The sequence below is a fragment of the Nevskia soli DSM 19509 genome, assembly GCF_000711955.1.
Taxonomy (GTDB): domain Bacteria; phylum Pseudomonadota; class Gammaproteobacteria; order Nevskiales; family Nevskiaceae; genus Nevskia; species Nevskia soli.
Window position 1 is genome coordinate 12,292 of the sequence record NZ_JONR01000029.1, and the last position, 26,075, is coordinate 38,366.

At 67.2% G+C, this 26,075-nt stretch carries 28 protein-coding genes; all 28 read right to left on the reverse strand.

Translation table 11 applies throughout. The features are described 5' to 3' along the window. Positions 1-9 precede the first annotated feature (9 nt). The 28 genes from BP26_RS0115490 to fliS all read right to left on the reverse strand — a co-directional run bounded on the left by BP26_RS0115490 (position 10) and on the right by fliS (position 26,043). Positions 10-750, reverse strand: a complete 741-nt coding sequence (locus tag BP26_RS0115490) for a flagellar motor protein (RefSeq protein ID WP_029921481.1) — start codon at positions 748-750, stop codon at positions 10-12. Positions 751-756: 6 nt separating this feature from the next. Beyond that, positions 757-2,502 (reverse strand): chemotaxis protein CheA, encoded by a 1,746-nt coding sequence (locus tag BP26_RS0115495; RefSeq protein ID WP_029921482.1) that lies wholly within the window; start codon positions 2,500-2,502, stop codon positions 757-759. A gap of 38 nt (positions 2,503-2,540) precedes the next feature. Beyond that, positions 2,541-3,140, reverse strand: coding sequence for a protein phosphatase CheZ (locus BP26_RS0115500; RefSeq protein WP_051749026.1), 600 nt, complete (start codon positions 3,138-3,140; stop codon positions 2,541-2,543). Continuing rightward, complete coding sequence (locus BP26_RS0115505) at positions 3,137-3,532, reverse strand: chemotaxis response regulator CheY (protein WP_029921484.1); 396 nt, start codon at positions 3,530-3,532, stop codon at positions 3,137-3,139. Before BP26_RS0115505 ends, BP26_RS0115500 begins: the two co-directional genes overlap by 4 nt. 57 nt (positions 3,533-3,589) lie before the next feature. Next, complete coding sequence (locus BP26_RS0115510) at positions 3,590-4,300, reverse strand: RNA polymerase sigma factor FliA (protein WP_029921485.1); 711 nt, start codon at positions 4,298-4,300, stop codon at positions 3,590-3,592. Between the two features lie 17 nt (positions 4,301-4,317). Then, positions 4,318-5,193, reverse strand: coding sequence for a MinD/ParA family protein (locus tag BP26_RS0115515; protein ID WP_029921486.1), 876 nt, complete (start codon positions 5,191-5,193; stop codon positions 4,318-4,320). Continuing rightward, entirely contained in the window at positions 5,186-6,436 is a 1,251-nt protein-coding gene (flhF, locus tag BP26_RS0115520) for a flagellar biosynthesis GTPase FlhF (protein ID WP_029921487.1), read from the reverse strand. The genes BP26_RS0115515 and flhF overlap by 8 nt, the downstream gene beginning before the upstream one ends. A gap of 25 nt (positions 6,437-6,461) precedes the next feature. Continuing rightward, a complete protein-coding gene (gene flhA, locus BP26_RS0115525; protein ID WP_029921488.1) occupies positions 6,462-8,525 on the reverse strand; it encodes a flagellar biosynthesis protein FlhA in 2,064 nt (687 codons plus the stop codon). A gap of 87 nt (positions 8,526-8,612) precedes the next feature. After that, positions 8,613-9,740, reverse strand: coding sequence for a flagellar biosynthesis protein FlhB (gene flhB / locus BP26_RS0115530; RefSeq protein WP_029921489.1), 1,128 nt, complete (start codon positions 9,738-9,740; stop codon positions 8,613-8,615). Then, complete coding sequence (fliR, locus tag BP26_RS0115535) at positions 9,737-10,534, reverse strand: flagellar biosynthetic protein FliR (protein ID WP_029921490.1); 798 nt, start codon at positions 10,532-10,534, stop codon at positions 9,737-9,739. The genes flhB and fliR overlap by 4 nt, the downstream gene beginning before the upstream one ends. A 4-nt stretch (positions 10,535-10,538) precedes the next feature. Then, positions 10,539-10,808 carry a flagellar biosynthesis protein FliQ gene (gene fliQ, locus BP26_RS0115540; RefSeq protein ID WP_029921491.1) on the reverse strand — a complete coding sequence of 90 codons (270 nt, stop codon included), beginning with the start codon at positions 10,806-10,808 and terminating at the stop codon, positions 10,539-10,541. A 112-nt stretch (positions 10,809-10,920) separates the two neighbouring features. After that, positions 10,921-11,664, reverse strand: coding sequence for a flagellar type III secretion system pore protein FliP (gene fliP, locus BP26_RS0115545; protein WP_029921492.1), 744 nt, complete (start codon positions 11,662-11,664; stop codon positions 10,921-10,923). Beyond that, positions 11,661-12,020: a flagellar biosynthetic protein FliO gene (fliO, locus tag BP26_RS0115550; protein ID WP_051749027.1), complete on the reverse strand. Its 360-nt coding sequence runs from the start codon at positions 12,018-12,020 to the stop codon at positions 11,661-11,663. The genes fliP and fliO overlap by 4 nt, the downstream gene beginning before the upstream one ends. 11 nt (positions 12,021-12,031) lie before the next feature. Further along, entirely contained in the window at positions 12,032-12,412 is a 381-nt protein-coding gene (gene fliN, locus BP26_RS0115555; RefSeq protein ID WP_029921494.1) for a flagellar motor switch protein FliN, read from the reverse strand. Next, positions 12,409-13,407 (reverse strand): flagellar motor switch protein FliM, encoded by a 999-nt coding sequence (gene fliM / locus BP26_RS0115560; RefSeq protein ID WP_245611817.1) that lies wholly within the window; start codon positions 13,405-13,407, stop codon positions 12,409-12,411. The genes fliN and fliM overlap by 4 nt, the downstream gene beginning before the upstream one ends. Before the next feature lie 8 nt (positions 13,408-13,415). Continuing rightward, complete coding sequence (locus BP26_RS0115565; protein ID WP_051749028.1) at positions 13,416-14,000, reverse strand: flagellar basal body-associated FliL family protein; 585 nt, start codon at positions 13,998-14,000, stop codon at positions 13,416-13,418. A 164-nt stretch (positions 14,001-14,164) separates the two neighbouring features. Then, positions 14,165-15,376 (reverse strand): flagellar hook-length control protein FliK, encoded by a 1,212-nt coding sequence (locus tag BP26_RS28700; RefSeq protein ID WP_036517082.1) that lies wholly within the window; start codon positions 15,374-15,376, stop codon positions 14,165-14,167. Between the two features lies 1 nt (position 15,377). Then, positions 15,378-15,830: a flagellar export protein FliJ gene (fliJ, locus tag BP26_RS0115575; protein WP_051749029.1), complete on the reverse strand. Its 453-nt coding sequence runs from the start codon at positions 15,828-15,830 to the stop codon at positions 15,378-15,380. Next, positions 15,827-17,203 (reverse strand): flagellar protein export ATPase FliI, encoded by a 1,377-nt coding sequence (gene fliI / locus BP26_RS0115580; RefSeq protein ID WP_029921499.1) that lies wholly within the window; start codon positions 17,201-17,203, stop codon positions 15,827-15,829. The genes fliJ and fliI overlap by 4 nt, the downstream gene beginning before the upstream one ends. Further along, positions 17,200-17,778, reverse strand: coding sequence for a FliH/SctL family protein (locus BP26_RS0115585; RefSeq protein ID WP_051749030.1), 579 nt, complete (start codon positions 17,776-17,778; stop codon positions 17,200-17,202). Before BP26_RS0115585 ends, fliI begins: the two co-directional genes overlap by 4 nt. Positions 17,779-17,797: 19 nt before the next feature. Next, a complete protein-coding gene (fliG, locus tag BP26_RS0115590; protein ID WP_051749031.1) occupies positions 17,798-18,820 on the reverse strand; it encodes a flagellar motor switch protein FliG in 1,023 nt (340 codons plus the stop codon). Then, positions 18,813-20,477, reverse strand: a complete 1,665-nt coding sequence (gene fliF / locus BP26_RS0115595; protein WP_029921502.1) for a flagellar basal-body MS-ring/collar protein FliF — start codon at positions 20,475-20,477, stop codon at positions 18,813-18,815. The genes fliG and fliF overlap by 8 nt, the downstream gene beginning before the upstream one ends. Positions 20,478-20,505: 28 nt before the next feature. Further along, entirely contained in the window at positions 20,506-20,826 is a 321-nt protein-coding gene (fliE, locus tag BP26_RS0115600) for a flagellar hook-basal body complex protein FliE (protein ID WP_029921503.1), read from the reverse strand. Positions 20,827-20,968: 142 nt separating this feature from the next. Next, a complete protein-coding gene (locus BP26_RS0115605; RefSeq protein WP_029921504.1) occupies positions 20,969-22,435 on the reverse strand; it encodes a sigma-54 dependent transcriptional regulator in 1,467 nt (488 codons plus the stop codon). Between the two features lie 54 nt (positions 22,436-22,489). Continuing rightward, the gene (gene rpoN / locus BP26_RS0115610; RefSeq protein ID WP_029921505.1) at positions 22,490-23,959 is read right to left on the reverse strand and encodes an RNA polymerase factor sigma-54; all 1,470 of its coding nucleotides are present in this window, start codon (positions 23,957-23,959) and stop codon (positions 22,490-22,492) included. Positions 23,960-24,127: 168 nt separating this feature from the next. Beyond that, positions 24,128-24,760 (reverse strand): response regulator, encoded by a 633-nt coding sequence (locus BP26_RS0115615; protein ID WP_029921506.1) that lies wholly within the window; start codon positions 24,758-24,760, stop codon positions 24,128-24,130. 238 nt (positions 24,761-24,998) lie between these two features. Continuing rightward, the gene (locus tag BP26_RS0115620; protein ID WP_051749033.1) at positions 24,999-25,568 is read right to left on the reverse strand and encodes a PilZ domain-containing protein; all 570 of its coding nucleotides are present in this window, start codon (positions 25,566-25,568) and stop codon (positions 24,999-25,001) included. Between the two features lie 52 nt (positions 25,569-25,620). After that, a complete protein-coding gene (gene fliS / locus BP26_RS0115625; protein ID WP_029921508.1) occupies positions 25,621-26,043 on the reverse strand; it encodes a flagellar export chaperone FliS in 423 nt (140 codons plus the stop codon). Between the last annotated feature and the right edge of the window lie 32 nt (positions 26,044-26,075).

Here is a 26,075-nt window from a genome sequence, read left to right on the forward strand (position 1 = left end):
GAGTGCGTGCTAGTGCAGGTAACCTTGCAGCTTGGATTCGATATTGCGCGGGTTCTCGCCCTGCGAGATCGACACCAGGCCCTCGATCACCAGCTCGCGGATGCGCGACTGGTCGTTGGTCACGGCCTTGAGCTTCGACGCCATCGGCAGAAAGAACAGGTTGGCCGAGGCGATGCCGTAGATCGTGGCGACGAAGGCGGCGGCTATGCCCGGGCCGAGTTTGCTCGGATCGGCCAGGTTGGCCATCACTTCCATCAGGCCCATCACGGCACCGATGATGCCCATGGTCGGCGAGTAGATGCCCATGCCCTCGAACACCTTAGCGCTGGCCAGGTCGAAGTGCTCGCGGTTGGCCAGTTCCACGTCCAGGGTATTGCGGATCACGTCAGGCTCGGCGCCGTCCACCAGCAGCTGCAGGCCCTTTTTGATGAAGGGGTCGGATTCGGTCTCGACGCTGTTCTCCAGGGCCAGCAGACCCTGCTTGCGGGCAGCGTTGCTCCACTCGACGATGCGCTCGATCAGGGCCTTTGGATTGTGGGCGGGTGGCTTGAACACCCAGCGCAGCATCTTCAGCGCATGGATGAAAGTGGGCATCGGCGTCTGCAGCAGGATGGCGGCTGTGGTACCGACGAAGACGATGACCGCGGCCGCGGCGCCAACCAGGTTTTCGATGCCGCCGCCGTGCAGGAAGGTGCCGCCGATGATGGCGGTGAAGCCCAGCAGGAAGCCGATGATGCTCAGCAAGTCCATTGCTTCTTACTCCGCACCGGGGCCGGCGCGCACCAGGCCGGGCAAATCGAGGATGAGTGCCACGCGGCCGCTGCCGGTGACGGTGGCGCCGGCGATGCCGGCCAAGCCGCGCAGCATGGCGCCGAGGGGCTTGATCACCACTTCCTCGCGCGCGTGCACCTGGCTGACGACGAAGCCATAGCGCTCGTTCTCCACCTGGGCCACCACCACGTGGCGCGGCGCATCGGCGGCGGCCAGCAGATCGAGCCAGCGGTGCAGGTGGATCAGGCGCAGGGTTTCCTTGCGATGCAACAGCACGTCCCAGCGGTCGAGCCGGCGTAGTTGCGCAGGATCGAGTTCGAATACGTCCAGTACAGGCGCCAGCGGCAGGGCGAGCAGGCGCGGACCGACACCGATCATCAGCGCCGGCAGGATCGCCAGAGTCAGCGGCACGCGCAGGTGGATACTGCTGCCGAAACCCAGGCGGGACTCGATCTGCACCGAACCGCCGAGGGCGGTGATGGAGGACTTGACCACGTCCATGCCGACGCCGCGGCCGGACAGCTCACTGACCTGGTCCTTGGTGGAGAAGCCCGGCCGGAAGATCAGTTGCAGGCATTCCTGTAGCGACAGGCGTGCCGCATCGGCGGCGGCAAGCAATCCTTTCTCGACCGCCTTGCCGCGCAGCCGCTCCGCGTCCATGCCGGCGCCGTCGTCTTCCACCGTGATCAGGATCTGGTCGCCGGCCTGCCGCGCGCTCAGGCGCAAGCGGCCGATGACGGGCTTGCCCGCGGAGAGGCGCTGCGCCGGCGGCTCGATGCCGTGATCGACGCTGTTGCGCACCATGTGCACCAGCGGATCGGCCAGCGCCTCGACCAGGCTCTTGTCCAGCCCGGTGTCCTCGCCGACCAGTTCGACCTCGACCTGCTTGCCCAGGCCGCGCGCCACTTCGCGCGCCAGCCGGGGGAAGCGCGAGAAGACGCGGCGGATCGGCTGCATGCGTACGCGCATCACCGCGGCCTGCAGGCTGCGCGTGATGTGGTCGAGCTCCCCGACGGCGCGTGCCTCCGGACCCTGGTCGGCGCGCCCGCAGAGGCGCTTGAGGCGGTTGCGCACCAGCACCAGCTCGCCCACCAGGTTCATCATGCCATCCAGCGCCGCGGTATCCACGCGCACACTGCTTTCGGCCGCGGTCTGACGTGCGAGGGGATGCGCGTCCGCTTCCGGAGACGGCTCGATGGCGGCATTGCTTTCGACCGTGACGCTGCCGGGCCCCCGCCCTTCGCCGTGCAGCTGGTCGAGCAAGGCTTCGAATTCATCGTCGGTAATGGCGCCGTTGTCCGCGGCGGCCCCGGTGGCGGGCGCCGCGACTGCGACGGGTGGCGGCGCCTGCGTCGCCTGGCGCAACCGCCCGATCAGTCCGGCCTTGGCGGAGGCTGGCGTGCGGCCGGCCTCCGCCGCCGCGTGCATCACCTGCAAACTTTCCAGCGCTTCCAGCGCCGCGTCCATCAGATCCGGATCCATGCGGCATTCACCCTTGCGCAGGGCATTGAATACTTCTTCCGCAGCGTGGCATAACGCTACCATCGCTTCCAGGCCGAGGAAGCCGGCGCCGCCTTTGATGGTGTGGAAGCCGCGAAATACGGCATTGAGCAGTTCGCCGTCGGCCGGCCGCCGTTCCAGCTCGACCAGCTGCTGGCCCAGGGCGGCCATCAGCTCGCCCGACTCGGCGAGGAAGTCGGCGCGGATATCGTCGTCGGTGTCGGTGCTCATGCCGCGATCTCGATCCTGGGTCCTTCGGTAACCCGGCTTCAGAAGCCGAGACTGGCAAGCAGGCGATCGGCATCGCCCTGGTCGGCCGCGCCGGCAGTACCGGGTAGCGCCGGCCCGGGCAACGCGGCCTGTGGTTCGTTTAGCGGCAGCTCCGGCGCGGACTGAACCGCGTCCTCGCCCAGCAATTCGAGCAGCGCAGCCTCGACGTTGCGCACCAGATCGATGACACGGCGGATCATCTGGCCGGACAAATCCTGGTATTCCTGTGCCTGGGCCAGCGCTGTCAGCGTGCCGCGCAGGCGCACCTCCGCGTCATCCACTGCCAGCCGGGCCTCCAGCAGCCCTCGCTCCGGGCCGTCATGGTGCAGACGGGCCAGATGAACGCGCACATCGGCCAGACTATCGGCGATGGCGCGGCCGTCATCGACCAGGTCGAGCGTCCGATGAGCGGCCTCCTCGGTCATCTTCACCACGTGGTCCAGCCGTACGCAGGCGTCCGGCATGTCGTTGCCGGCGAAGCGCGTGAGCCGGCCGTCCAGACCCAACTCGCGCAGGTTGTCGTGCAGGCTGCGCGTCAGCCGGGCCACGCCGGCATAAAGCGCGTCGTCACGCTGCGTGCCGGATTCCGCGGCTTTCATGCGGGAGCTCCGACGCTGCGCTGCGCGATCTTGTCCAGTTTCTCCTTGAGCGTGACGGCGGTGAACGGCTTGATGATGTAGCCGTTGACCCCCGCCTTGGCGGCCTCGATGATCTGCTCGCGCTGCGCCTCGGCCGTGACCATCAGCACCTTGAGCGAGGACAGGCGCGCATCGGAGCGGATGTTCTTGAGCAGGTCGAGGCCGGTCATGCCGGGCATGTTCCAGTCGGTGACGACCAGGTCGAAGGAGCCGGTCTGCAATGCGGTCCAGGCGGTCTTGCCGTCGTCGGCCTCGGTGGTGTTGACGTAACCAAGGTCGTGCAGGAGGTTCTTGACGATGCGGCGCATGGTCGAGAAGTCGTCGACGATGAGGACTCTGATGTTCTTGTCCAAAACTCTATCTCCGGGCCGCGCGCTGCGGCGGCCGATGGTTGAAGGCGGCTTGCGGGTTCATGCGGCGCCGCCGTCGGCGGCGTAGGCGGCGAGCCGCGCGCGCAGGCGCAGCAGGGCCTGGCCGTGGATCTGGCAGACGCGGCTTTCACTGACTTCGAGCACCGCGCCGATTTCGCGCAGGTTCAGTTCGTCGTCGTAATACATGGAAAGAACCAGCTTTTCGCGCTGCGGCAGCGACTGGATCGCGGCCGCCAACTCATGCTGGAATTCGCTGCGCTCCAGATCCTGCTGCGGACCGCCTTCGGCGGCGCAGTCCATGTCGCTGTCATCGTCATCGCGCGCGCTGGTGGACAGCACCTGGCAGCGTGTGGCATCGCTGAGACTGTCATGGTATTCGTCGAGACTGATGCCGATGCGCTTAGCCACCTCGGCATCGCGCGCCTCGCGCCCCTCTTCCTGTTCGATGGTCCGGATCGCCGCGCTGATCTCGCGCAGGCGCCGGTGCACCGAACGCGGCGCCCAGTCACCACGACGCAACTCGTCGAGCATGGCGCCGCGGATGCGGATGCCGGCATAGGTCTCGAAGGAAGCGCCGTGGGCGCCGCTGTAGTTGCGCGCGGCTTCGAGCAGGCCGATCAAGCCGGCCTGGATCAGGTCGCCGACGTCGACGCTGGCCGGTAACCGCGCCGCCATGTGGTGGGCGATACGCCTTACCAGGTCAGCGTGCCGCTGCACCAGGGCGGTATCGTCCGGCGGTGGCGGGATCATGAATTGCGGCTGCGCGCTCACGCGGGGATCACCGCGGCGGCGCGATGCACCAGTCGCTCGACGAAGAATTCGAGGTTGCCGCGCGCGCCCTGCGGCAGGCTCCAGCGGTCGGCCTTGGCTGCCAGTTGGTGAAACGCCTTGGCCGATGGGCTGTTCGGGTAGGCGTCCACCACCGCGCGCTGGTGCCGCACGGCGCGCTTGAGCCATTCGTCCTCCGGCACGCTGCCCATGAAGCTGAGGGTGACGTCGAGAAATTTCTCGGCGACGCGGCGCAGGTTCTCGTAGATCTCGCGCACTTCGGCGGCACTGCGCGCCATGTTGGCGAGCACCTGGATGCGGCGGATGCCGTGGTCGCGGTTGAGCACCTTGATCAGGGCATAGGCGTCGGTGAGCGAAGTGGGATCGTTGGTCACCACCACGATGACGTGCTGGCTGGCCTGGCTGAAGGTGATGACCGATCCGGCGATGCCGGCTGCGGTATCGACGATCAGGGTGTCCAGGGGCCGGCTCAGTTCACTGAAGGCCTGCACCAGGCCGGCGTGCTGTACCGGCGACAGCTCCGCCATGTGCTGCTTGCCGCTGGAGGCCGGCACCACCATGACGCCGGCGGGTCCTTCCAGCACGGTGTCCTCGAGCGTGCATTTGCCATCGAGCACGTGCGCCAGGTTGCAGCTCGGCTGCAGGCCAAGCATGACGTCGATGTTGGCCAGACCCAGGTCGCCGTCGAGCAGCATGACCTTGCGGCCGGCCATCGCCAGGGCCACGGCCAGATTGACCGAGACGCTGGTCTTGCCCACGCCGCCCTTGCCGCTGGTGACCGCCAGCACGCGGACCGGCTGCGCCGGTTTCAGCAGGCGCAAGCCGCTCGCCTGGTTGGGATATGGATCATGCATGGATGGATGCGGCCGGAGAGGAAGAAGGATTGGAGTAGCGCCGCGCCAGGCTGTCGTCATCGACGACCTGGGTGGTGGCGCGGGCCAGTTGTACGGCGCAGAGGACCAGGCGGTCGGCGTGGGCCAGGTGCAGGTCTTCGGGGACGCGCTGGCCGTGGGCGACATAACTCAGCGGCAGGGCCTGGCCGATCACGGCGGACAGCGGCGCGCCGATGCTGGTGGCTTCGTCAAGCTTGGTCAGCACGCAGCCCGCCGGCTGCAGCGGGGCGAAGCGGCGTACGACTTCATCGGTACCGGAAGCGTTGGCGGCGAGCACGACATAGCTATGCAAACGCGGCCCAAGGCTGCGCAGGCGGTCGATCTGCTGGCCGAGGGTGTGGTCGCGCTGACTCATGCCGGCGGTGTCCACCAGCACCAGGCGCCGGTCGGACAACTGCTCCAGCACGGCGCCGAGATCCTGGTCGGGGGCGACGCTGTGCACCGGCACGCCGAGCAGGCGGCCGTAACTGAACAACTGCTCCTGCGCGCCGATGCGGTAGTGGTCCAGCGTCACCAGAGCGATGTCGCGCGCCCGGTTGTGTCGGGCGAAGCGCGCCGCCAGCTTGGCGATGGTTGTGGTCTTGCCAACGCCGGTGGGGCCGACCAGGGCGATCACGCCGCCGTCGAGGATGGGATCCTGCGGGCCGATCGGAATGCGCCGGGCCAGCAGGCTGGCCGGCAGCAGGCGCGCGGCTTCGCCTTCGACGCTTGGCGGAACCTCGTCGGCGATGGCGCGCGCCAGGTCGGCGCTGAGGCCGAGCTTGTCCAGGGCGCGCAGTACCGCGACGCGTTGCGGCTGATTACGTTTCAGTTCGTTCCATTGCAGGCCGGCCAGCTGTTCTTCGAGCAAGCGGCGCATGCTGCCCAGCTCGCGCTGCATCTGCGCCAGCTCGCTCGGTGGCGGAGCGGTGGCAGCCTGCTGCGCCGCGGGCGCGGCGGCTTCGGTCGGACGCTGCGTGGCGGTCGATCGCCTTGGCTTCTCCGGCGGGGTTTGCGGGGGGGGCGGCGGAGGCTGTGGTTCGTGCGCGGCGTGCTGGCGCAAGGCCTGTTGCGCCAGCGCGGCATCGTAGTCGGTGGCGGCCACCACTTCGACGCCGCCCGGCACACGTCGATTGGACAGGATCACCGCATCGGGCCCCTGCTCGTCCCGTACCTGGCGGATGGCATCGCGCATGCTCTTGGCGACGAACCGTTTGATCTTCATCTGTGTGCTGCTCCGTCAGTCCCGTTCATGCGATCGCTCCCACCATGCGGATGCGCCGGTCGTCCGGCACCTCGTCGTAAGCCAGCACGTGCAGGTCGGGCACGCTCTGGCGGGTGAACCTGGCCAGCAAGGGCCGCAGCGAGCCCGGCACCAGCAGTACCGCCGGTTGCCCGGTCTTGGCCTGCCGTTGCGCGCCCTGCATGATCGATTGCTGCATCCGTTCGGCGAGTCCCGGTTCCACCGCGGCGGCGCCGCTGGCAACGCTGTCCTGCAACACGCGTTCCAGCCCCGCGCTGAGCGTCAGTACCGGCAATTCCGCCTCGGCGCCACCGATGTCCTGCACGATCTGACGGCGCAGCGCCACGCGCACGGCACCAGCCAGGGCGACGGGATCCTGACTCCGCGGCGCCGCCTCCGCCAAAGCCTCGGCGATGCCGCGCAGGTTGCGGATGGGCACGCGGTCGTTGAGCAGCAGACGCAGCACGCGAACGAACGTCGACAGCGGCAGCAGCTTGGGCACCAGGTCTTCGGCCAGCTTCGGCGCCGACTTGGCCAGTGCGTTGAGCAGCTGTTGCGCCTCGTCGTGGCCGAGCAGTTCGGCGGCGTGTTCCTTGACCAGTTGCGACAGGTGCGTGGCCATCACGGTGGACGCGTCCACCACGGTATAGCCGAGGGTCTGGGCGTGATCGCGCGCGCCGCGCTCGATCCATACCGCGTCGAGGCCGAAGGCCGGATCCTTGCCGGCGATGCCGTTGAGCGTGCCGTAGACGCGTCCTGAGTTGAGGGCGAGGTCGCGATCGGGATGGATCAGCGCACTGGCTAGCGGCACCCCGTGGAGCAGGATGCGATAGGTATTCGGCGCGAGTTCGAGGTTGTCGCGGATATGCACCGGCTGGATCAGGAAGCCGAGTTCCTGCGTCAGCTTCTTGCGCACGCCCTTGATGCGCGCCATCAGCTCACCGCCCTGACGCACGTCGACCAGCGGAATCAGGCGGTAGCCGACTTCCAGGCCGAGCGCGTCCTGCGGCGCGACGTCGTCCCAGGACAGTTCCTGCGGCGGCGCTACGGGTGCGGCCGGCACCGGTTTGGCCGCGACCTTGTCCTTGTTCTTGTGGCGCATCCAGGCGATGCCGCCGCAGGCCGCCGCCAGCATCAGAAACACCAGGTTGGGCATGCCGGGGATGAAGCCGATCAGGGCCATCACCACCGCTGTCACCGACAGCACGCGCGGATGACCGAAGACCTGCGCCATGAGCTGCTTGCTCATGTCCTGCGAGCGCGAGATGCGCGTCACCAGGATCGCCACCGAGGTGGATAGCAGCAGCGACGGCACCTGCGCCACCAGGCCGTCGCCGATGGTCAGCAGGGTGTAATTCTTCAGTGCGGCGCCCAGCGGTAGGCCGTGCTGCAGGGTGCCCACCAGGAGGCCGCCGAGGATGTTGATGGCCAGGATCAGGATGCCGGCCATGGCGTCGCCGCGCACAAATTTGGAAGCGCCATCCATGGAGCCGTAGAAGTCCGCTTCCTCGCGCACCTCCTCGCGCCGGGCCCGCGCTTCCTCGCGCGTCAACAATCCGGCGTTGAGGTCGGCGTCGATCGCCATTTGCTTGCCCGGCAGGGCATCCAGCACGAAGCGCGCGGAAACCTCGGAGACGCGCTCGGCACCCTTGGTCACCACCATGAAATTGATGATCGTGAGGATGATGAAGATGACGAAGCCGACGGCATAGTTGCCGCCGACGACGAATTCGCCGAAAGCCTGGATCACCCGGCCGGCGGCATGCACGCCCTCGTGGCCGTGCAACAGCACCACGCGTGCGGAGGCGACATTGAGGGCCAGGCGCAGCAGGGTCACTACCAGCAGCACCGTGGGGAAGGCCGAGAACTCCAGCGGCCGCATGACGTAGATCACCGCCAGCAGGATGACGATGGCCAGGGCGATGTTGAAGGTGAACAGCAGGTCCAGGGCGAAGGGCGCCAGGGGCACCACCATCATCGCCAGGATCAGCATCAACAGCACCGGCGCGCCGAGGCCGCCGCGGGCCAGGCCGCTGAGTTGCGTCAAAAATGTGTTCTGTGGGGTTTGCATGGCGGTTCTGATCGCCTAGGTGCAAGTTCCGGACTAGGGCTCGGACTAGGGCTCGGACCGGGGCTCGGACTGGGATTCGGGATCGCACTACTCGGGGTCCGGTTCACCGCCGGGGACGCCCTCGATGACCGGCTCGGCCGGCGGCCGTGTGCCACCGCGCCAGGCGCGCAGCTGGTAGACATAGGTGAGGATCCGCGCCACCGCCGAGTACAGGGTGGCCGGGATTTCCTGGTCGAGCTGCACGCCGCGGTAAAGGGCGCGGGCCAGCGGCGGCGCCGACACCAGGGGGATGTTGTGCTGCCGCGCCAGATCGCGGATGGTCGCCGCGATCTCGCCGGCGCCCTTGGCCACCACGCGGGGCGCGCGCATGCCCTCGCCGCTGTACTTGAGGGCCACGGCATAGTGGGTGGGGTTGGTCACCACTACGTCGGCGCCCGGCACCTTTTCCATCATACGGCGCTTCGAGGCTTCCATCTGCATGCGCCGCAGCCGGCCCTTGACCTCGGGACGGCCGTCGCTCTGCTTCATCTCGTCGCGGATTTCCTGCTTGGACATGCGCAGGCGTTTGGCGTGGCTCCACAGCTGGTACGGCGCGTCGATCGCAGCCACTGCCACCAAGGCCATGGCCAGCCAGCCGAGCATGCCCAGCGCCAGGGAAGCGCCGTCGGCGATGCCCTGCGCGGTCGGTTCTGAAGACAACGCGGCCATGCTTTCGCGCCGCTGCCACAGGTACAGCGCGGCCACCCCACCGATCCAGGCCAGCTTGACCAGGCCCTTGAGCAGTTCCACCGCGCCGTGGCCAGAGAACATGCGGCCAAGGCCGCTGAGCGGATTGAGGCGCGAGAAATCCGGCTGCAGCGCCTGCACGCTGAAGTTCCAGCCGCCGAGCAGCATCGGCGCCAACAGCGCGGCGCAGACACAGGCGGCGAATACCGGCGCGCATAGCAGCAGGGCCTGCATGCAGGCCTGGCCGAACAGCCCGGGCATGGCTTCGGGGTGCAACAGGGCGGAAGCGTCCAGGCTCAGCAGTTGCCGCATCTGCAACTCGGCCGCTGCCGTGAAACGGGAGCCGGCCATCATTGCAGTGAGAGCCGCGGCCCCGACCACAGCCGCCGCGCCGATCTCGCGCGAGCGTGCCACCTGGCCGCGCTTGCGCGCGTCGCTGCGGCGCTTGGGTGTGGCGCGTTCGGTGCGTTCCTGGGCGCTCTCGCTCATGGTTTCGCCGCCATGGTGGACAAGCCGCCGACCCAGTTGCCGATGAAATCCCAAGACTGGTCGAGCAGATCGCTCAATACCTGCGGCAGCTGCGGCAAGGCGAAGTGCAGCGCGATCATGCCGACGATCAGCGACAGGGGGAAGCCGATGGAGAGAGCATTGAGGGCCGGTGCGCTGCGGTTCATCACGCCGAAGCCGAGATTGACCAGCAGCAGGGCGATCACCGCCGGCAAGGCAATGCGCAGGCCGCCGGCAAAACACAGACCGCCGAAGTCGGCCAGTGCCCGCAACGAGGCCGCATCCAGGGAAACGCCGCCCGGCGGAGCGGCGTGGAAGGAATCGACCAGCAGCTGCACCAGGCGCAGCAGGCCGCCGAAACTGAGGAACAGCAGCAGGGCGGTGATCTGGTAGAACTGGCCCAGCATCGGTGCCGAGGCGCCGTGGAGGGGGTCGGCCAGCTGGGCAAAGCCCAGGCCCATGCCGTAGGACACCATTTCGCCGGCCAGCATGGCCGACTCCATCACCAGTTGCAGCACGAAGCCCATGGCGGCGCCGATGATGAATTCGCGGCCGATCTGCAACCACCACGGCGCACTGAACAGTGCCAGGGGCGCCATGGCGGGCAGCAACGGCGCCATCACCAGGGTCAGCGCCAGGGCCAACATCAGCCGGATGCGCGGCGAAACGGCGGGGGCGTTGAGCAGGGGCGCGGTCATCATCAGGCCGCCGATGCGCAGGAACGGCCAGAAGTACATCTGCAGCCAGCCGGCAAGCATGGCGTCAGTGACGGTCATGGTCCTAGTGGAGCGCGCCGGGGATGCCTTCGATCAGGCGGCGGGTGAACTCGGTCAGCATCTGCAGCATCCACGGCCCCATCAGCATCAGGGTAGCCGCCATCGCCAGCACCTTGGGGATGAAGGACAGGGTCATCTCGTTGATCTGCGTCGCCGCCTGGAATACGCCGACCAGCAGGCCGATCGCCAGGGATGCCAACAGCAACGGCGCCGCCAGCAGCAGGGCCAGTTGCAGGGCTTGCTGGCCCAGGCTAAGGACGGATTCGGGAGTCATGATGGCGCGAGCAGCGTGGAGGGGCCCCGTGCGGCGCACGGGAATCCTAGCGTCGCGAGTCCACACGGACATGAGACGCAGGCCACCGCACGCGGAGACAAACCTCGCTGTCTCATGCCGGCACCACGAAGCTGGCGGCCAGCGAGCCCATCACCAGCGCCCAGCCATCGACCAGCACGAACAGCATCAGCTTGAACGGTAGCGAGATCAGCATCGGCGACAGCATCATCATGCCCATGCTCATCAGCACGCTGGCCACCACGAGGTCGATCACCACGAAGGGGATGAACAGCATGAAGCCGATCTGGAAGGCGGTGGTCAGTTCGCTGGTCATGTAGGCGGCGGCCAGCACGGTGAAAGGAACGTCGTCCGGATTGGCGTAGGACCCATGCCCGGAAATCTTGGCAAAGGCCATCAGGTCGGAATTGCGCGTCTGCGCCATCATGAAGCCGCGCATCGGCTTGGCCGCCGCAGCCAGGGCAGGCTGGAATTCGAGCTTGCCGTCGAGGTAGGGCTGCGCCGCCTGCTCGTAGACGCGTTGCGCAACCGGCTGCATCACGAACAGGGTCAGGAACAGCGACAGGCCGATCAGGATCTGGTTCGACGGAGTGTTGTTGGTACCCAGGGCTTGGCGCAGCAGGCCCAGCACCACGGCGATGCGGGTGAACGCCGTCATCGTCATCAACACCGCCGGCAGCAGCGTTAGCGCCGTCATCAGCAACAGCAACTGGATGCTCAGGCTGTAGCCCTGCCCGCCCGCGCCCTGGGTCACGGCGATGCCGGGGAGGTTCGCCGCCGACACCGGCAGCGCGAGGCTCGATATCGGCAGCAGCAATGATTTGAGCGGGAACTTCATGCGGAGCCGCCGCGCATGACCTTGCGCAGGGCCTCGGCGAAGCCTGGGGCGGCGGTCTGCCCCGCCATCTCGACCTCGGCCGGCGGATGATCGAAGACGTGCAGGGTCTGCACGCGGCCGGCGGCGACACCGATCAGCAAGTCGGTATCGCCGGCGCGGATCCACAACACCCGCTCCTTCGGCCCGACCTGGAGGCCGCTCTTCACGCTGAGCACGCCGCCCAGGCCGGAGCGCATACCCTGCATGCGGCGCACCAGCCAGGCCAGGGCGAAGATGGCGCCCAGCACCAGCAGCAGGCTCAGCGCGGTCTGCGCCATGCCGGCTGCCACGGGCACCGCGGCGACGGGAGTGCTCATGCCGGGGGCCGTTAACGCAGCTTGCGGATGCGTTCGGCCGGGCTCACCACGTCGGTGAGGCGGACACCGAACTTCTCGTTGACCACCACCACCTCGCCGTGGGCAATGAGGGTGCCGTTGGCGTAGACATCAAGCGGTTCGCCGGCGGCGCGTTCCAGTTCCACCACCGAGCCCTGGTTGAGCTGCAGCAGGTTGCGGATCGGCAGACGGGCGCGGCCGACTTCCATCGACAGCACCACGGCGACGTCGAGCAGCACGTCGAGATTGAGGTCGCCGCTGCCGTGGGCGCTGGCCTCGGCCTGGAGGTTCTCGAAATTGGCGCGGGTATAGTCGCGGCCGGCGGCGCCGTTGGCGGTCGGGGGCGGCGTGGCGGAGCTGGCTTCGGTGCTCATCGGGTCTGGCCTGTGGAAGTGGCGAAGGTGGGGCTGCGGCGCACGACTTCGGTGATGCGCACCGCGTTGTGGCCGTTGTTGACGCCGAAGCTGCCGCGGAACAGCGGCAGCCCGTCGACGCAGAGATCGATGGTTTTCGGCATGTTGATGGGGATGATGTCGCCGGGCTTGAGGCTCATCAGCTTGCGCAGGCTGATGCTGGTGCGCGCCAGCTCGGTTTCCAGGTCGACTTCGGCGTCCTTGATCTGCTCGCGCAGGGCGGTCGACCAGCGCTCGTCCTTGTCGGCGCGATCGGACTGCACGCCGGCGTCGAGCTGTTCGCGGATCGGCTCGATCATCGAGTACGGCATCGTCACGTGCAGGTCACCGCCGCCGCCGTCGAGCTCGATGCGGAACTTGGACACCACCACGATTTCGGACGGCGCGACGATGTTGGCGAAGTGGGGATTCACCTCGGACTGCATGTATTCGAATTCCAGCGGCATCACCGGCGACCAGGCTTCGCGCAGATCGACGAAGGCCTGGCGGATCAGCAGCTGGATCACGCGCATCTCTGTGGGGGTGAACTCGCGCCCTTCGATCTTGGTGGCGTAGCGGCCGTCGCCGCCGAAGAAGTTCTCCACCACGGCGAACACCAGCTTGGGTTCGAACACGAACAAGGCGGTGCCGCGCAGGGGCTTGATGCGGATCAGGCTGAGGCTGGTCGGCACGTAGAGCGAATGGGTGTATTCGTTGAACTTCTGCAGCTCCATGCCGATCACGGTCAGCTCCGGCGTGCGCCGCATCATGTTGAACAGGCCGATGCGGAACAGGCGAGCGAAGCGCTCGTTGATCATTTCCAGGGTCGGCATGCGGCCGCGGATGATGCGGTCCTGCGAGGTGAAGTCGTAGCCGCGCGCCTCGCCCGGCGCCGGCGGCGGGGCGACGTCGACCTCACCGCTGTTGACGCCGTGCAGCAGCGCGTCGATTTCGTCCTGGGAGAGAAGATCCTGCAAGGGAGGGCTCATTGCATGACGAAGCTGGTGAAGTAGACGGCGTCCACTTCGGATGGTGCGTTTTCTTCCTTCAGCGCGCGCCGTACTTCGTCCAGGGCCTGCTTCTGCAGCGCTTCCTTGGCGGGGCGGGTGCCGATGTCATGGGCGTGCTGCTGGCTGAACAACAGCATCAGGGCATTGCGGATGCGCGGCATATTGTTCTTGGCGGCATCGACCACCTTGGGATCGCGCGCCATCAGCTGCACCTCCACCTGCAGGAAGCGCATCGATTCCTCGTCAGCCATGTTGACGACGAAAGCCGGGGTCAGTTCGAGGTACAGGGCCGGTGCTTCACCCTTGGCCGTGGTAGCGTCGGCATCGCCGTCGGCGGCCTTCGCATCGTCCGTCGTATCGCGAGCCGCTTCGTGTGCGGCACCGTGTTTGGCCGGCGCGTGGCGGCTGGCGAGAAACCAGGTGCCGCCGCTGGCCATGGCCGCGGCGATCACCGCGGCGCCGAGAATCAGCAGCAGGGAACCACGACCGCTCTTGCCCGGTGCGGCCTTGACCACGACCTCACCCTCACCGCCGTCCTTCGATTTCGCCGCACTGGCCATCCCGACTCTCCATCAAGTTGCACGGCCTGGAGCAAGCCGTATGCCACACCTGAAAGACGCCCGAGTAGAGCGGCAACGGCAGCGGAATGCGGGATACGTCGGCTTTTTGACTGGAGCGCCGTCGATACGTCCGACGGAAATGCGTCACGCCATGCCGTGGGGAATCAGGCGAAGTCGTCAACCAGGCCGACACGCACGATGCGCGGGCCACCGACAGCCGCGTCCTCTTCGGCATGGTCCCCACCGAAGTCTCGGGACTGCCGGGATTGGTGCTGGGTCTGGGCCGGAGAATGCCAGGAAGACTGCGAGCCGACGTGGCTCTGGGTCATCGCCAGGCCATCGCTGCCCAATAGGGCGCGCAGCTGCGGCATGGCGGCCTGCAGCGCCTCGCGGGCCTGGACGTGGGTGGCGGCGAAGCGTACTTCCGCACCCTCGGTGGTAATACGTATCTGCACCTGCACGCTGCCCAGATCGCGCGGATGCAGTTCGAGCCGTGCTTCCTGGACTTCGTGTCCCATTTGCCATTGCACCTGGTCCGCCAGAGTCTGCGGCCATTCGGCATGTTCCGGTCCGATGGATAAATGCGCGGTCGGAACCGGAGCTGGCGTCGGTGCTGCCGGGTCGGTGTTGAAATTGTTCAACACTCGCGCGAAGGACTGTATGCCGGCCGCCGCGTCCGTCACAGCGGTTGGCTGCGTGGATGGCGCGGACGCGTCCGGGAGGGTTGGCTGCGTGGATGGCGCGGACGCGTCCGGGAGGGATGGCTGCGGAAGCGGAGCTTCGTGCGCCGCAGGCCTGGTTGGAGGGGCGGCTTCGGGCGCAGCCTTGGCCGCACTTGGCTGGTTGGCGGCGTCGCCCGAGGCAGGCGGTGACGGCATGACTGCCGATGCGGCAGTGTCCATCATCCCTGTCACCGCCGGTAGCGTTGACGCTGGGGGAACCACCGCGGCGGAGCCCTTTGCCGCCGGTTTCGAAGGAGCAGGAGTATCCCCCGCCGCGCCGGATGGAGACTCCGGCACGTCGGCATTGGCCAAATCACCCGAAGCAGCGGGCGCTGCCGCGCCCGCTGCATTCAGTGCGGACAGCAGCCAGGCCACGATTCCGCCATCCGCAGGGTTGGCAACAGTGTCTTGCGCGGCGGCTTCCTTGCCATCCGATTTGTCGCCGGCTTTATCGGCCCGCTGATCGGCGTCGGCAGGTTTCTGGGCGGCCGCCTTGTCGTCGGTTGGCGCGGCCGTATCGTTCGCGGCAGCGCCCTGCCCAGCCAGGTCCAGGGAAAACGAACCCGAAGCCGGTGCACCCGGTGCGGCGGATCCGTTGACCGCATTCGCGGGCAGCGCCTTGGCGCCCATGGCGGCGGAGCCGACGCTGAGCATCTCAGCCGGCCATCTGGGACGGCGCGGGACGCAGCTGGGCGAACTCGTCCAATTCGCGCTGCAGGCGGCGCTCCTGCACACGCCGTTCGTCGTTGTGGCAGCGATCGATCAGGTGTTCGAGCACATCGGTATCGCGGTGCTTGCCGACCCAGTGCTCGCGTGCCTGTTGCAGGCGCTGACGCGCATCGGCCACGGCGCCGGATTGCCAGCGCAGGGCTTCAGCCAACTGCCGCAGAAAGGCTTCGCGGTTGGCCAGCAGGGCCGGCGCCATCGCCGCGCCGACGCGGCCCTCGCTGTATTCGCTGAGGTAGCGCTCCATTTCCAGCAACTGGTTCTCCTGCTGCGCCAATAGGCGCTGGCTTTCCGCCAGCTGGCGCGCGGCATGGTCTTCACGGCCCTGCGCCAGTTGATGGATCGGCGCCAGGCGTTTCGACAGGCTCGGTTTGGTGCTCATTGCGGAAGCAGGTTCTCCAGGGCTTTGAGGCTATCGGCGAAAGCGGCGGGATCGTGAAAATCCTGGCGCAAGAAGCTCTCGATACGCGGCCACAGCAGAAGGGCGGTATCGACCAGGGCATCGCTACCCTTCTGATAGGCGCCGATGGCGATGAGGTCGCGGTTGCGCTGGTAGGCGGAGAGCAGTTGGCGAAAGCGCCGCACCAGTTGCTGATGCGGCACGGCGGTGATGTCGCGCGCCACGCGGGAAATGGAAGCCTCGACGTCGATCGCAGGATAGATGCCGGCCTCGGCGATACCGCGCGACAACAGGATGTGGCCGTCGAGGATGCCGCGCGCCGTATCGGCGATGGGATCGTTGGGATCGTCGCCCTCGGTCAGCACGGTGTAGAAGGCGGTGATCGAACCGCCGCCGGCCTCGCCGTTGCCGGCGCGCTCGACCAGCCGCGGCAGCTGCGCGAACACCGAGGGCGGATAACCGCGCGTGGTCGGCGGTTCGCCCACGGCCAGACCGATCTCGCGCTGCGCCTGGGCGAAGCGGGTCAGGGAATCCATCAGCAGCAAGACCTGCTTGCCCTGGTCGCGGAAGCTTTCGGCGATGGAGGTGGCGAGCCAGGCGCCGCGCAGGCGCAGCAGCGGTGCGCGGTCGGCCGGCGTGGCCACCACCACGGCGCGCTTCAGGCCCTGGACGCCGAGGCTGTGGTCGATGAAATCGCGCACTTCACGGCCGCGCTCCCCGATCAGGCCGACGACGATGACATCGGCCTCGGTGAAGCGGGTCATCATGCCGAGCAGGGTGCTCTTGCCGACGCCGGTGCCGGCGAACAGGCCCAGGCGCTGTCCACGGCCGACGGTGAGCAGGGAATTGATGGCGCGCACGCCGACGTCGAGCGGGCGCATGATCGGCGCGCGCGTCATCGGGTTGATCGACTCCACCGCCGGCAGGCGCCGCTCGCAGCGCAGCGGGCCGGCGCTGTCGATCGGCTTGCCCTCGCCGTCGAGCACGCGGCCAAGCAGGCCGTCGCCGACCGGGATCGCCGCCGCGTGCGGCAGGGGAATGACGCGGGCATTGGGCAGCAGGCCGCGCATCTCGCCCACCGGCATGAGGAACACGCGTTCGCCGGAGAAGCCCACCACTTCGGCCTCCACCTCGCTGTCCGGACCGCTGATGACGCGGCAGCGCGAACCGATCTGCGCCTGGCAGCCGACGGCTTCCAGGGTCAGGCCGACGACCCGCTTGAGCAGGCCTTCGGCGACCACAGTGCGCTGCTGCGGCAAGCGCTGCATGCGCTGGCGTAGGCCCGAGGCGAGGCGCTGGTTGGAGCCGGCGCCCCATTCATCGGCTTGCTCGCGGCTGGCAGGCTCCTGGCTCACCGGGAGGTGCCGCCGTCGTCGAGCAGGGCCTGGGCCAGGCTGCGCTCGCGTGTGGCCAGGGTGGCGTCGACCCAGCCGCTGTCGCCGGCGATGCGGCAATCACCGCGCGCCAGGGTGGGATCGGGCACGATGCGCCAAGCCGTCACTTCGGCGGGCCGCACCAGGGTGTCCTTGAGCAGGCGCGCATCGTCCGGGTGCAGCAGCACGCGCAGTTCGCGCGGCACCACCACCAGGGCGGCCACCGCCTCGTTCACCGTGGCGGCCATGCGCGCCGGGTCGATCTCGAATTCCTGCTGCACCAGCTGCCGCGCGGCGCGCAGGGCCAGCTCCACCAGCACGGCCTCGACGTCGGCATCGAGCTGCGCCAGCGGCTGTGCGCAGTGTTCCAGCAACTGCCGCAGGCGCTGCGCCTGCTGTTGCATCTCGGCCATGCCTGCGGCGAGGCCGTCGGCGTGGCCGCGGGCGAATCCTTCCTCATGGGCCGCGGCTTCGAGATCGTCGAGCTGGGCCGCGGTACGCAAGGGGGCTGGCGCGGCGTTGAAGACCGGCAGTTCCCAACGCTGTGCCCCGGCCATCTGCCCTGCGGGCCGGGCGCTAGACAAATTCCTCTCCCTTGCCGCCAAGCTGGATCTCTCCCGCTTCGGCCAGACGCCTGGCAGCGGCGAGGATTTCCTTCTGCGCCGCCTCGACGTCGGCCAGGCGTACCGGTCCCTTGGCTTCCATGTCCTCGTTGAGCATCTCGGCCGCACGCTTGGACATGTTCTTCATGAACTTCTCGCGCACGCGCGGATCGGCCCCCTTCAGGGCCATCCCGAGCATGTCGTTGTTGGCCTCGCGCAGCAGGGCCTGGATGCCGCGGTCGTCGACATCGGCCAGATCGTCGAAGACGAACATCAGGTCCTGGATCTTGAGGCCGAGGTCGGAATCAGCCTCGGAGATGGCGGCGATGATGGTGCCTTCAGCTGCGGAATCCATCAGGTTGAGAATATTGGCCGCGACCTTGATGCCACCGACGCTGGAGGACTTGATATTGCTGCCGCCGGAGAACTGCTTCTCCATGATCTCGTCGAGCTCGCGCAGCGCCGCCGGCTGGATGCCGTCGAGTCGCGCGATGCGCATCAGCACGTCGCCGCGCATGCGCTCGGGCAGCTGCGCCAGGATGTCGGCGGCCTGGTCGGGGTCGAGATATGCGAGCACGATGGCGACGATCTGCGGATGTTCGTTGCGCACCAGGTCGGCCACGGCGCGCGTCTCCATCCACTTCAGCGCTTCCAGGCCCTTGCTGTTGCGGCCGAGCAGGATGCGGTCGATCAGGCCGTTGGCCTTGCCCTCGCCCAGCGCGCCGACCAGCACGCGCCGCACGTAGTCGTCCGCGCCGACGCCGAGCGAGGTCTGGTTTTCCAGTTCGTCGACGAAGCGTTCCACCACTTCGGTGGCGTGTTCGCGCGAGACGTTGCTGAGCGAGGCCATGGCCTGCCCGACCTTCTGCACGTCCTTGGCGCCGAGATGCTTGAGCACCTCCGCCGCCTCGCTCTCGCCCAGGGACATGAGCAGGATGGCGGCGCGCTCCGGACCCGAGGCCGCCGCCGGTTTGATCGCGGTGCCGTTGTCAGCCATCGTTGCCGAGCCAGGTCTTCACCACCTGCGCCACCCGCTTGGGGTCCTGCGCCACCGCGCTGCGCGCGGCGGCGAGCTTCTGTTCGTATGGAGACGCACCGCCGGCGCGGGGGCCGCTCAGGGACAGCCGCTCCTCGCCCATGTCGGCGCCCAGTTCGCCGATCGGCATCGGCGCCAGCTGGCGCGGCGCGCTCATCAGGTTGCGCAGCAACGGCCGCAGCACGACGAAGATCAGCACCAGCACGCTTAGGGCGCCCAGGCCCTGGCGAGCGATGTCGCGCAGCTCCGGGCGCTGCCACAAAGGCAGCGGCGTGATCGCCGGCACTTCGGTGGCGGCAAAGGGCGCGTTCTGCACGCTGACGCTGTCGCCGCGCGCGGCATCGAAGCCCACCGCCTCGCGTACCAGGGATTCGACCTTGGCCATCTCCTCCTTGGTCAACGGCGTCAGCGTGGTCTTGCCGGTCTTGGCGTCAATGCGCGGCAGGTTATCGACCAGTACCGCTACGGACAGGCGGCGCAGGCGGCCCACCGGCTGCCGTGTGTGGCTGAGGGTGCGGTCCAGTTCGTAGTTACGGGTGTTGCTGCGGCTCTGCGTCAACACGCCGTCGTTGCCTGGGGTAGCAGCCACGGCCGCGGGCGTTGTCTCCTTGGGCGCGTCCTTGGTTTCGACCTTCGCCGCCGGCTTGGCCGGTGTCGTGGCGGCAGGCGGCTGGTTGCTGGTGGCGCCGGGAATGCCCTGTGCGCCGCCGGCACCGCCGCGCGTGGTGTCCTCGCTGGTCTGCTCGCTGCGGACCACGGCGGAATCCGGCTTGTAGGATTCGTGTGCCTCCTCGGTGACGGAGAAATCCACGTCGGCGGCGACCTGGGCGTTGACCCGGCCCGGGCCGAGCATCGGCGTCAGCAGCTGCTCCAGGCGGCGCACGTAGTCCGCCTCGAGCCGATGAGTCTGTTCGAACTGGGCGGTGCTCTGCGCCGCTTCGCTGTCCGGATCGGCTTCGGTCAGCAGATGGCCGTACTGGTCGATGACGGTGACGGCGCCAGGGGTCAGGTCCGGCACGCTGGAAGCGACGATGTGCACGATGGAGGAGACTTGGCCCTGTTCGAGCTGGCGTCCCGGGTAGAGCTCGACCAGCACCGAGGCGCTGGCATTGTCCTGGCGGCGCACGAAGGGCGAGGCCTTGGGCAGGCCCAGGTGCACGCGGGCCGACTTGACCGGCTGCAGGCTGCTGACGGTCCGCGCCAGCTCGGTCTCCAGCGCCAACTGATAGCGTGCGGTCTCCATGAACTGGCTGGTGCCGAGCCCCTGATCCTGCTGGATCATTTCGAAGCCCATGGCGGAACCCTTGGGCAAGCCCTGCGCGGCGAGACGCATGCGCGCTTCGTAGACCTTGTCGCCGGGCACGGTGACGCTGCCGCTGGACGGATCGAGACGGAACGGCAGTCCGGAACTGCGCAGGGCTTCAGCTACGGCGGATGCATCCTTCTCCGCCAGTCCCGGATAGACCGGCACGTAGTTCGGCTGCTGTGACCAAGTGAACAGGGCGACGCCGGCTGCCACCGCCATGGCCAGTCCGATCAGCAACGCCAGCTGGCGCACTGCCGGCAGATCCTTCAGACCGCGCATCTGCTTCATCGACAGTGTGGCAAATTCAGCCATGTCTCATCGTTCCCGTTGCAATGCCGCGCTAGAGCGGCATGTTCATGATGTCCTGGTAAGCGCTGACCAGGCGATTACGGACCTCGACCATGCTGCGGAACGAAACCTGCGCCTTGGTGGTGGCGAGCATCACCCCGGACAGGTCGGTATTCGGATCGCCCAGCTCGAAGGCGCGCTGCTGCCGCGAAGCTTCGCTCTGAGCGCCGTTGACGCGATCAATGGAATCCTTGAGCAGGGAACCGAAGCTGTGTCCGCCATCGGCGGCCGGCGCGGGCTTCTGCTGCGCCGAAGCCTGGGCGCTCAAGGCGCGGATCTGCGCCAGTACTCCGTTGACATCGATCTGGTTCATGCTTCTGGTCCTTGCCGGCCGGCTGGGCCGGCGTTGTCAGCGCGGTGGAGCAAGTCCTATGCCTGCCTATTACGCCCTTGCAGGCGACGCCTGACGCGGATCCGACGCGGCATTCGAACAATGCCGTGCCGGATTCCCGTCGTCAGGCCTTGGCCTGCTCGCGGCCGCCGTCGAAATCCCGGTGCAGGCCGTACTTGCGCAGCTTTTCGACCAGGGTGGTGCGGCGGGTGTGGAGCAGCTTGGCGGCATGCGCCACCACGCCAGCCGAGCGCTGCAGCGCCTGGCGGATCAGGTCGATCTCGATGCTCTCGATGTAGTCCTTGAGGTCGAGGCCGGCACGCGGCAGCTCGATCTGCTGCGCATCGGAGGAACTGGCCTGCATCGGCAGCACCACCACTTCTTCGTCTTCGTCCATCACGGCGTCGACCGCGGCGGGCGCCATCACGACATTCTGGCCGCGATAGCGCGGCGGCAGATCGCCGGCGCGCACCATGTTCTGCGGATACAGCACGGCCAGGCGTTCGATCAGATTGGACAGCTCGCGCACGTTCCCGGGCCAGTGGTAGGCGCGCAGCGCATGCACCGCTTCCGGTGACAGCCGCACTTCGCCGTGACCGCTGCGCACCTGCGCCTCGATCAGGTCTTCGATCAGCAGCGGCAGGTCTTCCAGTCGCTCGCGCAAAGGCGGCATCTCGATGGGGAATACGTTGAGGCGGTAGAACAGGTCTTCGCGGAAGCTGCCCTTGAGGATGGAGTCCTCCAGATTTCGGTGCGTGGCGGCGATGATGCGCACGTCGCAATGGATGCTGCGGCTGGAGCCGACGCGCTCGTAGGTGCGCTCCTGCAGCACACGCAGGATCTTGACCTGCATCGACAGGCTCATGTCGCCGATCTCGTCGAGGAACAAGGTACCGCCTTCAGCCATTTCGAAACGGCCACGCCGCGCCGTGATGGCGCCCGTAAAGGCCCCCTTCTCGTGGCCGAACAGCTCGCTTTCCAACAGCTCCGAGGGAATGGCGCCGCAGTTGACCGCGACAAAAGGCCGCTCCTGGCGGTTGGATTGCGCGTGCACCGCGCGCGCCACTACTTCCTTGCCGGTGCCGGATTCGCCGGTGATGAGTACGGTGCTGTCGTACGGCGCCACCTGTTCGACCATGCGGCGGGTGCGGCGGATCAGTGCGGAATTGCCTGTGGGACCGGGAATCGCGGCAACCACACGCACCCTGGACTCGGGCTCGGCATGCAGCTGCCCGGCGCGCTTGAGCATCTCGCCCAAGTGCGTGTACTTCACCGGGTACTCCAGCGGCAGGCAGGCACTGCGGTCCAGGCCGAGGCATTCGATGACCTTCTCGTGATATCTGGTCAGCACCAGCAAGGGTGGATGGAGGCGGTCCCGCTTCAGCCAGGCGGCGAAGCGCCCCAGGGCGGCAAGGTCCTCTTCCTGGCCGAGGATGACGGCGGTCCAGTCCTGCGGACTGCGCCCGTCCAGGCTGAACTGGCCCAAAGAGGACACCAGCACCGGCGTGTAATCGATGAAGCGCAACACCGTCGCCAACGTCTCCGCCCGCTGTTCGTCGGCATCGATTACCAGCACTTTTGATTCAGACATATCGCTCCCCTGCAACTAAGTTTGCATTTTTACAACAACGGATTGCGCCATCACTCAACCAGCCAGGGCGACGGTCCCCGTCCGCAGCGGACGCGCCCGTTCCGGCGCCGACGCGATCTTCATCGCTTCGCGGTACTTCGCCACCGTGCGCCGCGCCACCCGCACGCCCTTGCGCGCCAGCAGGGCGGCGATGGCGCCGTCGCACAGCGGCTGCGCACGGTTCTCGCCGTCGACGATGCGGCGGATCATGGCCCGCACCGCGGTGCCGGAGGTCTCGCCATCGGCATGCGCCAGCTGGCTTGGAAAGAAGGCCTTCAGCGGGTAGATGCCCCAGGGCGTCTGCACGAATTTGTTCGATACCACGCGGCAGACGGTGGACTCATGCATGCCGATCTGCTGAGCGATTTCGCGCAGGGTCAGCGGAGCCATGCCTTCCTCGCCCTGGCGCAGGAATTCGCACTGGCGGGCGAATACCGCGCGCGCCGTGTTGAGCAGGGTCTCGTGACGCATTTCCAGCCCACGCACCAGCCAGCGGGCTTCGAGCAGGTTCTCACGCATGGCGCGATGCGGGGCGCCGCCGGACATCATCCGCTCGTACAGGGAATTGACCCGCACGCGCGGTAAGGTATGGGAGTTGAGCTCGACTTTCCAGCTATGGCCGCTGCCGCTGACCAGCACGTCCGGCACCACGTTCTGCGCCGGCTCGCGCACGGTGGAGCCTGGCTTGGGATCCAGCGCGCGGATCAGGCGCATGGCCAGGCCAAATTCGTCGATGCAGCAGCCCAGCTCACGGGCAACTTCCGCGGGGTCACGCCCGGCCACCCGGGCCAGACCGCCGACGACGAGAAGACGCGCCATCTCCAGGCCGGGCGTTTGCGGTGAAACTTCATTCAATTGCAGCATCAGGCATTCGCGCAGATCGCGCGCGCCGAAGCCGGTGGGCTCGACGCTCTGCACCCGCACCAGCGCCGCCTCCATCTGCTCCATCGTCGCCCGCCATTCTTCCGGCAGCGCAGCCAGGATTTCGTCCAGGGGGGTCTCCAGGTAGCCGTTGTCGTCGATGTGCTCGATCAGCGCCGACACCAGGCGCGACTCGTCCTCATTGTTCACCACCAGACGCAATTGCGCCAAGGCACGCATGCGCAGGTCTTCGGAGTTGCGCGCAGGGGTGCGCGATTCGATGGAGGATTCGTCGTCCGACGACGGTTCGCCGCCGGACCAGGACTCGGCACTGCTCCAGTCGAAGTCAGCTTCGACCTTGTCGATGGCCGCGGTGTCGCAGCCAGAGACCACTTCTTCGCAGCTGTCCAGCGACAGGGTTTCAACCGGCATATCGTCGACGCCCGGTGTGGCGACTTCGTCTTCGTCGGCCTCGCCCTCTTCCAGCATCACATTGGTTTCCAGCGCCTGCCGCACTTCCTGTTCCAGCTCGAGCGAGGACAGTTGCAGCAGCCGGATCGACTGCAGCAGCTGCGGTGTCATCAATTGGTGCTGGCCAGCCTGCTGATTCAGTTTAGGTCCCATGTATTTCCCCATTTCCTTTGGTGCCGCGTCCGAGATGCCGGGCGTGCCTCATGTTTTGCCAACTGCAGCCTTAATCCAATCAGTATTTTCCCGACGCGAAGTAGGGAAATTTCCTACATCCGTCAAAACTCCAGCGAGGAGCTTCCACTCGTCCGCGCAGACTTTCCACTAGTCGGTCGAAGCAGGTCCGTGACGCACCGCGAAATGCGTCAGCGCGCCGATGCCACGCAGTCCGAGCGCTTGCATCAAGCGCGCGCGATGGGTCTCCACGGTCTTCGCACCAATGCCCATCACCTGCGCGATTTCCTTGGTCGACTTGCCGCGGCCGATCAGGCGGAGTACTTCACGCTGGCGCCGCGTCAGAACCGCACTGCCTTCGGGGCGCTCGGCACGGCGCCCTTCGATGATCCGGCGCGAGACGCTGGGGCTCAGGTAGATCTGCCCCTTGCCGCAGGCGCGCATCGCCAGCTCGAGTTCGACCGGTTCGCTGGATTTGGTCAGGAACGCGGAAGCCCCGGACTTCATGGCGACGCGCACGTGGCCGGAGTCGGCGCTGGAACTGAGGAAGATAAGGCCGGTGCCGGGATAGCGGCGACGGATCTGTTGCGCAAGATCGGAGCCGCTGATATCCGGCAGGATGAATTCACTGATCACCAAATCCGGACGATGCTCCGCCACCTGTTCGAGCAGGTGGCGGCCATCCTCGGCCTCGCCAACGACGTCGACGTTTTTCATGGCCTGCAGCAGTTGTCTTAAAGCAGCCCTTACCAGGGTTTGCGGCTCCGCCAGAATAAGTCGCACGCGCGATACCGATTTGTTTTTGGTAGCCGCATGCTAACCACCGGAGCCGGGGTCCAGAGTGGCAAAAAACTACCAGTCCCGGGGCACCCCGGTGAACGGTAGGGGCTGGGGGTACGGACGGCTCGACAAGGCGCCGCTGCGTAAGCGGAATGTTTTCGGAGTATGATGAAAAAGCAGCGTCAGGCCGATGGCACGCGATTTCACGGCAATTTCAAACACGGCGGAACTTGGCAGTACGCTATGGTACTTGTCGTACCGGTTGACGTGCTTCTGCGATCTCCCTGCGATGATGCTGAAACACGTGGCGTTCCAGAGCGGCCTGGCAGAAATCCGGCACCGTATCGAAGTCGGCGGCGACGCCGGCGGCGGAGACGGCGACGACGCGCGCCGGCCAGCGCAAGGCTTGGGGCAATATCCGGCTGGGATGAATCTCGACCAGACCGACCGCGCCGATTGCCGGAGGCTCGGCCGTGCATTCCCACTGTACCCCACGCCAGGACAGGCGCAGCGACACGGGCTCGGGTCGAGGTGACTGCGCGTTCAGGAAACCACCGACGAGCTCCAGCAACAGGTTCAGCTTATGATGGATGCGCTGCAATTCAAGCTCGGACGCCGTCGGTTCGTCGCTGGATTTGAAATGCTCCTCCAGGAGGGCGACCGAAGTCAGCAGGCGCGCATTGGCTTCCGCCAGCCGCTCGGCGTCCACGCCCGATGGCAAGGTGGCGAGTTCCACCCAGCGCAACGGTAGGCGGTCGCGGTAACTGAGGCCCTCGCCTTCCTGCTTGCTGTCTTCCTTCACGGTCTGCATATCGATTCCTGTCCCGGCAGGAGCAAGGTCCTGCAAACGGCGGGCCCGGGGTTCAGGCAGCGAAGGCGCGGCCCGGCGGCGCCAATGCGCCGGGCGCAATGGCGTCCCAACCTGCCTTCACCGTCCGCAGCAGCGCTGCGACTTCACGCACGCCGGCGATGTCGCCGTCTATTTTGGCCCGCAGCAGGCGCCGCATCATGTAATCGTAGAGGGAATCCAGGCGCCGCGCGATGGCACCGCCGGCCTCGTAGTCGAGCACGTCGCGCAGATGCGCGAAGATCGCCATGGCCGAGTCGATGCCGCGCAGCTTGTCGGCGACATTGCCGCGGGTCATGCCGGATTCGGCGATGGCCAGGCGCTCCAGCGCGCCGTCATAGAGCATGGCAATCAAGCGGTGCGGCGAGGCCTCGGCGACGAGGGAATTGACATCCGCTTCACGGTACTGGCGGACGGCAGCATAGCCTCTGGGAACCATCGAAACACCTCTGAACTGGAGATCCTTGCCTA